The sequence below is a fragment of the Hoylesella timonensis 4401737 = DSM 22865 = JCM 15640 genome, assembly GCF_000455445.1.
GTDB classification, from domain to species: Bacteria; Bacteroidota; Bacteroidia; order Bacteroidales; family Bacteroidaceae; genus Prevotella; species Prevotella timonensis.
Window position 1 is genome coordinate 1 of record NZ_HG417096.1, and the last position, 10739, is coordinate 10739.

Genomic DNA, 10739 nt, shown 5'->3' on the forward strand with positions numbered 1-10739 from the left:
CTGCTACAAAAAAGTCTATCTTGCAGCATTATAGTATTCTTTTTGTATCCTTAAATAACCTCTACAATAACGAAAAATTATAGAATTTCCTGTTGTTATAGAAATATGTTTTTTGTAAGTAACTAAGAGTTGGCATTTTCGAGAGTTCCTATTTTTGCGATATTTTCAGTCATTAATCGATTTTGTAACAAATATGCCAATTATATAATGTCCATTGTCAATAAAAATGACGGTATCAAATTTAGGTTTGTATAGAATCAACAAAAACAATATTTTAATAAATTATTTGTAAGTGTTTTTATGGTCAACTTTGTTATATAATTATAACCTATGTGATGAAATCACAAATCAACTAAAAACAACAACCAAACAAATGATGAAAAATAAGAAGCCCTTTAGAGGTAGGATATGGTCAGGGATGGCAGTAGGTCTGCTTCTCTCTGCACTTCCTTTTTACGGCAGCTTTGCACAAGTCACTATCAAGATGCCTAACACCACTTTAGGCACTGCCATTAAGAAAATCCAGGCACAAAAGAAGTATCAGTTCTTTTATGATGACAACTTGTCCAGATTGCCAGTTAATGCATTGAATGTGAAAGATGCATCTATTGAAACGGTGCTGCATCAACTCTTAAATGGAAAAAATGTAGCATATACCATTGTAGACAATGTGGTATATCTTAAGAAACAGAGTCCGCAGCAGCCCAAGAAAAGCAGTAATAAAGAAAAAAACAAAATATCTGGTAGGGTTCTGGATGAGAACAACGAACCACTAATTGGTGTGACCATTACTCAAAAAGGTACCAATAACCGTGCGGTGACCGACTTTGATGGCAATTATACCATCGTTACCGATGACCACGATGCCGTTCTGCAGTTTAGTTATTTGGGTTACAAGACTAAAGAATTGACCGCAGGAACAAGTCATTCGGTAAATACAGTAATGTCTGTGGATGCTAAAGCCATTGATGAGGTTGTGGTGACAGCCTTAGGTATCAAGCGCGAGAAGAAAATGCTGGGGTATGCTGTGCAGGATATTAAAAGCGACGTCCTCAATACCACAGGCGACCCTTCGGTTACGGGAGCACTTGAGGGAAAGGTAGCTGGTTTACAGATGAACACCTCAAGTACGGGATTGGCTGGCTCAACCAAGATAACCATTCGTGGCAACTCCTCGCTGACTGACAATAATCAACCTCTGTGGATAGTGGATGGCGTACCCTTTACTGACGACCAAACTTCGGAGGCTTCCGCTTATGGAGGTTATGATAGGGGTGGGACATCACTCGACATCAATCCCGAAGACATTGAGTCTATCTCCGTATTGAAAGGACCTAATGCCGCAGCTTTGTATGGCTCGCGAGCTGGAAACGGTGTTATACTCGTCACAACTAAGAAAGGTTCACGCAAGGATGGCTTTGGTGTCGTGTATAATGGCAGTTTCACTTGGAGCCAAGTTTCACAGACCATTGATATGCAAAAACGCTATGGACAAGGCAGTCAGGGGAAACCTGTGTACGTGACCAATGAGCAAGAGCAGCGTATGTTGGCTGGAGAGTTGGCTTTCGGTTCAGCCTTGGATGGACATAACGAACCCTCGTGGTTGGGAACCCCTATTCCTTATAGATACGATGGTGATAAGCTGAAAGATTATTTCAGAACAGGTTTTTCGCATTTTCACACAGTTGCTTTAGGGAATGCCACGGAGAAATCACATTATAGACTCTCCATTGGTTTTAATGGCAACAATGGATTGTTTCAGGATGAAACACTGCAAAAGCTGAATGTGGATCTCAATACGGGTACAGTGGTGAATAAGTATTTATCGTTGGACGGCAAAATATCCTTGTCGCGCATGAAAGCTGAGAACCGCCCAATGACTGGACTCGGTGGTGAAGTGGCACAGTTGTTGCTCATTCCTGGAAACGTCAGACTTTCAGACTTGCAACATTATACAACTGAAACTCGTTTGCATCAAAACTGGTTTGGACCCAATCAACAGTACTCCAACCCATATTATGTGCGTCATCAATATCAGAATTCTGACGAGCGATGGCGTGCTTTTGGTTACTATGCTGCTAATCTGAATCTGGCTGATTGGCTCAAGTTCAGTGCAAAATATGCTTTTGACTACTATCGAACTCGTCTACAGAGTTCGAACTTGAGCCTTGGTGACCAAGCTATCTCATCCAAGACACAACATTGGTCAGAGAAGGTGACGACAGACGGCATGCAACGGGGTGAGGAGAATCATTTTGAACATAATATCTCTTTCATGTTGTTGGGTGATCGGCAGTTGGCAGAGACTTTCCGTCTGGGCTACAACCTTGGCTCAAACATCATGTATCTGCAACATGAGGTGCTAAATGCTGGTGTGGAAAACATGCTTTCGAAAGACAACTGGATATTTAACACAGGAGCACGGCTTAATTCGGCAAATAATAATGGATATCAGCGTGCCATGTATTCTGCTTTTGGGTCTTTGCAGTTGTCTTACAACGAATATCTCTCTTTGGATTTGACGGCACGCAATGACTGGTCGTCTACCTTACCCGTGAAGCACAACTCGTTTTTCTATCCTTCGGCAAGCCTTAGTTATGTCTTCTCTGACTTCATGCGGAGCATCAAGCAGCCCTTACCTACATGGATTACTTTTGCCAAGATGCGTTTCTCAGCGGCACAAGTAGGAAAAGATCCTTTACCTTATAGTTTATATAATGTGCGCAAGTTTGCTTTTCGCAATGGTGTACGCGAGCCAATTGCTCAGACTATCAAAATGAACAGTAATCTGAAGCCAGAGATAAAAAGCTCGATAGAGGCAGGTCTGGATATGAAATTCTTCCAAAACCGTTTAGGATTTGATTTTACTTATTATTGGTCTTCCACGAAGAACCAAGCCATGCTTGTCGATGCTTCTTCTCCTTGGAGTCAGCAATGGGTCAATGCAGGCAAGATTGTGAACAAGGGTGTGGAACTAATGGTATATGCCACTCCTGTCAAGACATCCGACTTCGTATTTGACTTAAATGTAAATCTGGCTCACAACGAGTCAACGGTAGAAAGCTTGGCAGATGGTGTAAAACGAATTTATTTCGCTGGAGATCCAAACATGCCCGTGAAAGTAGGTGCGGTAGTGGGCGGACGCTTGGGTGATATCTACGCCAACAATATGATAAAGCGAGATGGACAAGGACGTGTGGTTGTAGATAAAAATGGACTTCCGCAACCCGAGACTGGTAACGGTAACATGGAAGAGTATTTACTTCAGCATCCTATTGGCAACATCCAACCCGATTTGTTAATGTCGGTAACACCTTCGTTCAACTTTAAAGGCATCTTGTTATCGGCAATGTTTGATATGAAATTTGGTGGTAGCATCGTATCCGTTTCAGAGGGTATGGCCACTTCAGTAGGAACATCGGCACGTACGGAATATCGTGGCGAGTATAAGGAATTAAATGGCAAGGGCGACTATTATATGGTGGTGCCTGGTGTGAAGGAAGATGGCAGCGTGAACGACATCCCCGTGAGTGCCCAAAGCTATTATTCTACAGTAGGCTTGTTTAAGTCGCAAAAGGGATATGCCGAGGAATTTGTACACGATGCATCGTACATCAAACTCAAGGAACTCGCTATTGGCTACCAATTACCTAAGACATTGCTCAAACATACACCACTAACTCAATGTAAGTTGTCATTCGTAGCGCGTAATCTCTGCTTCCTCATGAAGCATACGCCGGGGAATCCCGATGGAGGTTATGATACCACTATGTTCTCCCAAGCGTTGGATTTTATGGCAGTACCTTACACGCGTACCTTTGGCTTCTCTGTAAATTTAGGATTCTAAAATGAAAGGACTTAATTATATGAACAATAAGTTTTCTAGCATACATTTGCTATTGTTGGCACTCACGTTGGGCGTAACCACTTCTTGTTATGACTTGGAAGATATGGGACACAACCCATACGAGATAGAAGACAAGACTTCTGAAGCTGGAACCGACACCGTAACAGAAGAGACAACAGGTAAATATGCTGACCTCAACCTCAACTTTAAAATTAGTAAAGACGACTCAGCTACTTGTAAGACCGACTTGGCTGGAGCCGCCTCTACTTTTCGTAACTTCTTGTATGAAGGATATTACAACGACTATCAGATAACGACTAATCTTAGTCATGATATCTATGCAGGCTATGTGGCTAACAACCAACCCAAACATGCGAAGAAATCGCCCGACTTTGGTTATGCTGATGGTTGGAGTGGTAGACGGTGGGCTCATTTTTACAATGACCGCAGTTCGGAATATCGCACACTTTTGAGAGCATTCAAATTCAACGATACTCCCGACCGCTATAAAAACATGTTCTACATCACGCGCATCTACTATGCTTTTTTGGCGTTGGCGAATACCGATACTTATGGGGACATGCCGTTCAAGACATATGTGCAGGCTCGTATTCCCGAGACCAATAACGTGCCATATAACACACAGGCGGAAGTGTACGATGCGATGTTTAGAATGCTGGAACAAGCAGTTGACAGTATCAAGCCTGATGACAATTCACAGTACAAGGTGGATAAAGACGATATTTGCTATTTTGGCGATGTGAACAAGTGGTTGCGCTTTGCCAATACGTTGCGTCTACGCATGGCTTTACGTATTTCGAACATTGATCCTGACCGTGCAAAGAAAGAAGGCGAAGCCGCCCTGAACAACAAGTATGGTTTGATGAAAGACAACGCTGACAATATGCAAACTGTTCCGAAGTATGCGCCTATCGAAATGGGAGGCATGGATGAAGGTGGATCCGAGAATGGACTCACCATGTGCAGTATTCGTTATAATGGCGAGAGTGTAATGTCGTGGGATTTGGAACAGTATTACCGCAACCTGAGTACAGGTGGAGGAACGTACAAGATACGCAAGTCGAGAAAAGAATTTGTCGAGAAAACCATTGATCCACGTTGTCTGGTAAGCTGGTACAGGGGAAACATGACACAAAGCATGATATCCGAGGGAAAAGAAAGTGTTCGTGAGGATTTCAAGGGATGCAAGCGAGGTACCCAGGCACCAGACATTTCAATGTCCACGTTAAGTTATAGCTTGGTACGATGTCAACCCAAACCGTTATCAAAGAAACTCGATCCTAAGTACTGGTTCAATGACGCTCGTCCAACCGTATGGCTGGGTTATTCCGAGTCTTTGTTCCTTAAGGCTGAGGCTGCTCTGCGGGGATGGACTGGTATCGACCTAACACAGAATGCAGAAAATTATTTCAAGGCGGGAGTACAGGCATCTATGGATTATTATCAGATTGACAAGAGCGAAGCTCAGTCGTATATCAGCGGACTGAAGATTTGGAAAGACGGAGTCTTTAGCAGTGGCGACAAGGAACGCATTCTTGAAGCTATCATCACACAGAAATGGATGGCTGTGTTCCCTAATGGCAATGAAGGATGGGCTGAGTTTAGGCGTACCGACTATCCTGTGTTGGCTAATCAACTGACGAATATGTCAGGTGGTGACGTTCCCGATGGAAAGAATATTAAACGTATTTTCTATCCCAATAGTGAGAACTCTAACAAAGCTTTTACTTCAAATCCAGACTTGTTGAAGGTCAATTCGCAGGGGAAACGATTGTGGTGGGATGTAGAGGATACCAATGACAACAGTGGTAAACGTAACAAGCCTAATAACTTCCGCATGGCAGTAGTCAAATAGACAAGCCGCTTTTGGTAACAAACAACTTTTGAAGTGAAGTATAACTTTTCGTGAGGTGGTATATCTATCAGAAGGTGTTCAGTGGGAAGTGCTTCATATGCGCTTGTTTTTGGGCACCTACTCATAAATTCAATGGGAATTTCGTTATTTATGCCAAAGCCTACAATGAAAATATCATAAAGGAAAATTATCATTATTTACTAACTAAAACAATGCTTATGAAACTACACAGACTTTTGTTTGTAACGCTGTTCATGGTGCTTTATTCAGGAATAGCAAAGGCGCAGCAGCCTTATGGTGGATGCTGGCATCCAGATTATGTTAGGAACTGGTCGCCAGACACGGACCCTAACGCTAAGTTCAACCGTTCTAAGGTGCCTTTGGCCAAAAGATTTAAGGAGCCTACCTTGATGAAAGCCAACAAAAACCAATACTATGAGGGACAGGTGTGCAATGCCACAATTTTGTTTCCAACATGTAGTAGTAGCCCCTCACAGGGAGCCAATAACTTCTTGGGCTATCAGCCTACCTACTGGCAGTATATGGATAAACTTGTATATTGGGCAGGCTCGGCTTCTGAGGGTATTATCATTCCACCGCCTGCTGGCTCGATAGATGCAGCACACCAGAGTGGCGTAAAGGTGTTAGGACAGATATTCTTCCCTCCTGCTTATTATGGTGGAAAACAAGAATGGGTTCGTCAAGTACTGGAACAAGAAGGTGGCAAATATGTATTTGCTCGCAAGTTGTATGAGATAGCTAAATACTTTGGTTTCGATGGCTGGTTTATCAATGAAGAGACTGGCGGAGGTTCCACTAGTGAATGGGAAGGCTTGATAAAGGAGTTTAATGAGATTGCTGATGCTGCTGGTGATACCGATATGGAGATTCAGTGGTATAATGCCAGCGGTTATCCCAACTCAACGATTCTGAAAACGCATAAGAACACTTCACAGTTCTTGGAGTATGGCTCAGTAGGTGATTATCGTAATCAGGCAGCAGCCTTAGGTGTGTCAGAAGCAGAAACTTTCAGTAAAATCTATGCAGGTATTCAGTGTGTGAACAGTGGACTCACTGGTTACGGCGCAACACTACGCAGGGCATTCCCTACGACGGGGCATGTTGGATCGGTAGACTTGTTCTGTCCTGAGGAACGTGCATGGAAAGACAATGTGAAAGCCTATTTGGGAGGCAGTTCGACAAATCAAGGGCCAACAGCTTATGCTGCCACCAGAAAAGTTTTCGAGTCTGAGGAGAAAGTGTGGGTGAACTATTCTGGCGACCCCTCTATTGATACAGACCAATATGGTTGGCCTGGCTTTTCTGGATGTATACTTGAACGTTCAGTCATTGACAAGATGCCTTTCATTAGCTCTATGTGTGTAGGCGACGGCAAACACCGTTTTGTAGAAGGAGAGAAACAAGGAACGCAAGATTGGTATCATAGCGGATTGCAAAGCATTCTGCCAACCTGGCGCTGGTGGATAGAAAATAAGGGAGATTTGAAAGTTAGTATAGACTGGGATGATGCTTGGAACATAGGTTCAAGTTTCAAAATAGCCGGTACGTTGACATCGGGCGACCACTTGATGCGATTGTACAAAACGCAAATCAAAGTGGAGACTGGTGGTGTTCTTCGTATTGTTTACAAGAATCCATCTAACGCAACAATCGAAGCAAAACTATCCACGGAAAGTTCTACTACACCTAATGAAACGCTGTCTGCTCCAAAACTGACAGAGAAGAATGGATGGACTATTGCTGATTTTGACTTGTCTTCACTCAACGGCAAAACTGTCTATATGATTGCACTCAACTTGAAGGCTGATGCCGACATTGCAGACTTTAACATGAATCTCGGTGCATTGGCAGTATTGCCTGCTGGGTATGCTCCTGAGAAGATTCAGGTTTCCAATTTCAAGACAACCAGTGTATTGAATGACGAGGGCGGCGACCTGCGCCTGACTTGGGATTATACTTACAATGACGATTTTGACCACTTCGACATCTATACTGTTAACCAAGACGGCACTCGCAACTTGATAGGTCAGACGCGTGGTGAGGGCTTCTATATTCCCGAGGTGAAGCGTTCTGGACTTGACAGACACGTCGATGTAGAACTGGTACCAGTGATGAAAGATATGGTGCAACAACCAGCAGAGAAGATACAGGTAGACTATCCCGAGCCAAAGGCTCCTGTTGTGACACTTGCTCTCTCGAAGAGCTATGTCAAGGTGGGCGACAAAGTAACTCTTACCGCAAAGGGAACAGGCAATCCAACTTCTTATGAGTGGATATTACCAGAGGGTCTTGAATTGGCCGAAGGCTCATCGCTTAGCGAATCTTCTATTGTTGTAGTAGCCAAGAACGAAGGCAAAAAGAAGGTGACGGTCAAAGCTACTAATGCGGTTGGTACATCCGAGATAGCCATTGATGCTCTTGATGTATTCGCAACCGAGGAAGACCTTAATTTGGTGACCAATGTGATTGTGAACAAGCGAGTAGTTAGCTTTAGTGGATCAACCAATGGACAAGAGGTGCCAGCTAAGATTATAGACGGTGTGACCAATCCTGGTAGTACGAGTGATAAATGGTGCAATGTCAGTCCTGATAACTGGGCTGTCTTTGACCTACAGGGAGTCTTCCGCGTTTATGGTTTCAAGATATATGATGGCAATGCGGGTCCAGAAAGTGGTGTAGATCAGATTGATAATTACCAAATACAGGTGAGCAATGACATGAACACCTGGACTACTGTTGTTGATGAGACTGGAAAAGAGGGAGTTACTATCAAAGAAAACTACATTGCACCAGTCAAAGCTCGTTACATTAAGCTCATTCCTCATGTAAATGGAACGTTGCGTATTTGGGAATTTGAGGTGTTTGGTGTATCAGACAACAACATGAAGATGACTGTTGATAAAGAGATGACTATCAATGCTGGCACAACACAGAATATCGTGGTGAAGTATGATCTCAATGAAGATACTCGTGAGAATCCTTTCACTTGTAGTGCAGAACCTGATAACGATAATGTTTCAGTTGGAGAGATTACAGAGAATGTCGATGAAGGTACATTTACAATTCCTGTTACAGCCATGAAGATTATCGGTACGGCCTCTCTAAAAATCCGGATTGATAACGGTGGCGCATATACAGAACGAGTTGTCAAACTTACCATTGATGATAAGACACGTCCCAACATATTGAAGGGAGGTAAGGCCACTTTACGTCTATACGATGCTGATTATTCTTTTGAAGCTCCTTACAAAGATCAGGAGTTGTCTACACTCACCGATGGTGACCTAAGAGAGAATGCTTGTGAGGATGTTGAACACGTGTCCACTCACAAGGATGATGTGTGGGCTATCTTTACCGCACCTGACGAGAAGGGGTGGAACCTCTCGAAGGTAGTGGTTACCATTCCATACGACAATAAGGGAGCCGATGACAATGGCGATGTAACTGTGGCTAACAAGGAAATCAAGATTGCCATGGGTGATGATTTGACGAGATTGCCAATCGTAAAGACGTTTGATAATCTTGACAAGTTGCCTATTAACGCTGATGGCACAATCAGGTTGGAGTGTATCTTGCCAGAGTTTAAGACTGTGAAATATCTTGCTGTTATCTGTAACTTGAATGCCCTTCATTATCCTTTAATTTCAGAGGTTGAGGCTTACGAGCAGTTCCAGGAAGCAGTTCCTGTTGTAGAACCCGTAGAGATTAGTAACTGGAATGCTGATGTCATTGTAGAACAGAAGGATGCAACAGACCACTCTTCTGAAACACTCGACACACAAGGATGGTGCCTGTACACCAAAGACGTGCAAGAAAAGGGTGCTATCTCTGATGCAAGTCGTAAAGTGGTAAGTAAATCGGGTATTCAATATCAACTCGCTGATTACACCCAAAATAATGCATATGTGATAAAAAATTCATGGGGTTGGCAAGAACTGACATTCGCGAAGCCCGTAAGTTGTGAAGAAGTATACATTTTAATGATATGTGCGAATGGTAGCGGAAATATTGGTGCCATGGCCAATTATGAAGATGATACATTTACAATGATAAACTGTTATCCATCAGACTGGTTCGAAAGCTATGATGACGGTGAGGCTGCGGTTAGAGAGCTTGGACGTATCAAGAGAGGTTCTGGTGACGATTTCCAAGAAAATGCTATTGATGATCGTTATCAGTTCCGTCTCTACGAATATACCATAGAAACAGATAAGAGTAAGAAAATAAAGTCTGTTGGCTTTTATAATCAATCATGGGGAGGATCTATTCCTACAATTTTAGCTATCAGTCGAAAGGGAGCCTCTTTACCAACCAGCATCAATTCTTTCGCCTCAGAGCAGGGAGAAGTAAAAATTGTTGGTATTTATAACCTCCAAGGCATGAAGCTCAGCGCACCTGTTAAGGGATTGAACATCATCAAATTTTCCAATGGAACAACAAAGAAGGTGATGATACAGTAAGTGTACGTGGCACTTCAACAAAGTGGTGCCTAAATATAATTAAAAAAGCGTGCTTCTTAAACTAATGGAAGCATGCTTTTTTATGTAATTACTCTTGGCAGAGTACTTATGCGATTTTGGGTTTTAACGGACAACAATATTCAAGACACTTTCATTGAAGGGTAAGGCTGTTGGAAAAAATGAAAGTAAATGAGCAAATGAAGTAAACAAGACAATGAACGCAAAGCGTTCTACAAATATAACAAAGCTACCGACACAATTTAGAGATATGTAGGACAAAGGACTGCTGTTCTGATGAAACGGAAATAAGTTTTTTTCATCATTGCAATGGAATAGTACGGACGTGTCGTGAAATCTCGTGAAATGCTGTTGCGACAGACATCTCATACAATGAACAAAGAGAGAAAGCTATCCTTCACTGACAAGTACATTTGTAGCTTAATTTAAATGTTGCCCTTGGTAAATTCGCTTAGTGTTTTGTAAATATAAATGACGAAAAAACGGGGTTTGAAAAGTTGTGAAATAGAAAAAAATA

The 10739-nt window shown here is 42.6% G+C and carries 3 protein-coding genes; all 3 read left to right on the forward strand.

Features of this window, described 5'->3' with window-relative positions; genetic code table 11:
- The first annotated feature begins 376 nt into the window (after window positions 1–376).
- Window positions 377–3847 carry a SusC/RagA family TonB-linked outer membrane protein gene (locus BN35_RS07620; RefSeq protein WP_028901208.1) on the forward strand — a complete coding sequence of 1157 codons (3471 nt, stop codon included), beginning with the start codon at window positions 377–379 and terminating at the stop codon, window positions 3845–3847.
- A gap of 19 nt (window positions 3848–3866) precedes the next feature.
- Window positions 3867–5723, forward strand: a complete 1857-nt coding sequence (locus BN35_RS07625) for a SusD/RagB family nutrient-binding outer membrane lipoprotein (RefSeq protein WP_025073093.1) — start codon at window positions 3867–3869, stop codon at window positions 5721–5723.
- 218 nt (window positions 5724–5941) lie between these two features.
- Window positions 5942–10204, forward strand: coding sequence for an endo-beta-N-acetylglucosaminidase (locus BN35_RS07630; RefSeq protein WP_025073094.1), 4263 nt, complete (start codon window positions 5942–5944; stop codon window positions 10202–10204).
- Window positions 10205–10739: the final 535 nt, after the last annotated feature.

Excerpts from the sequence above, each read along its gene's own strand:
- BN35_RS07620 (WP_028901208.1), top strand. The coding sequence starts at position 377 with ATGAAAAATAAGAAGCCCTTTAGAGGTAGGATATGGTCAGGGATGGCA.
- BN35_RS07625 (WP_025073093.1), top strand. The coding sequence starts at position 3,867 with ATGAACAATAAGTTTTCTAGCATACATTTGCTATTGTTGGCACTCACG.
- BN35_RS07630 (WP_025073094.1), top strand. The coding sequence starts at position 5,942 with ATGAAACTACACAGACTTTTGTTTGTAACGCTGTTCATGGTGCTTTAT.